This is a genomic window from Falsiroseomonas oryziterrae, assembly GCF_021864505.1.
Taxonomy (GTDB): Bacteria; Pseudomonadota; Alphaproteobacteria; order Acetobacterales; family Acetobacteraceae; genus Falsiroseomonas; species Falsiroseomonas oryziterrae.
In genome coordinates, this window is the sequence record NZ_JAKJIB010000687.1 from 1 (window position 1) to 667 (window position 667).

Genomic DNA, 667 nt, shown 5'->3' on the forward strand with positions numbered 1-667 from the left:
ATTTGCGCTACGGCCTGGCCCGCGCGCGCGAGCATGACGAAGGCGTCGCGCTGGCGCGCGGCGAGGCGCTGGCGCGCGGCGACCTGCTCGGCCGCTTCGGCGCGATGGCGGCGACCTGGCGGCGGCAGACGGCGGCGCTGCGCAACCTGACGGGCTTCCAGTCCACCTTCTCGACGGTCGCGCCGATCCTGCCGCTGCTGGTGGCCGCCCCGCGCTACCTCTCGGGCAGCATCTCGCTGGGCGGGCTGATGCAGATCGCGCAGGGCTTCCAGCAGACCGTCGTCGCGCTGTCCTGGCCGGTCGACAATGCCGCGCGCATCGCGGAGTTCTCCGCCTCCGCCGAGCGCATCCTCGCCCTCGCCGACGCGGCGGAGGCGGCGCGCAGCGAGCATCCCGACATCCTGGCCGAGGAGGACGGCGAGGCGCTGTCCATCGCGGGCCTCACGCTGCGGCTGCCCGACGGCAGCGCCCTCGCCGCCCCCTTCGCGCTCGACCTGCCGCGCGGCGCGCGGGCGGAGATCAGCGGCGATCCGCGCGCGGTGCGGGCGCTGTTCCTCTCGATCGCCGGGCTCTGGCCCTGGGGCGAGGGCACGGTGCGCCGGCCGCGCGGCGCGCATGTCGCGGTGCTGCCCGTCCATCCCTGGCTGCCCGAAGGCAGGCTGGAGCG

1 pseudogene is annotated in these 667 nt (G+C 76.5%); it reads left to right on the forward strand.

Annotation, left to right across the window (positions count from 1 at the left end):
• Nucleotides 1-667 (forward strand): annotated as a pseudogene (locus L2I40_RS24105) (hypothetical protein); the annotation flags it as partial.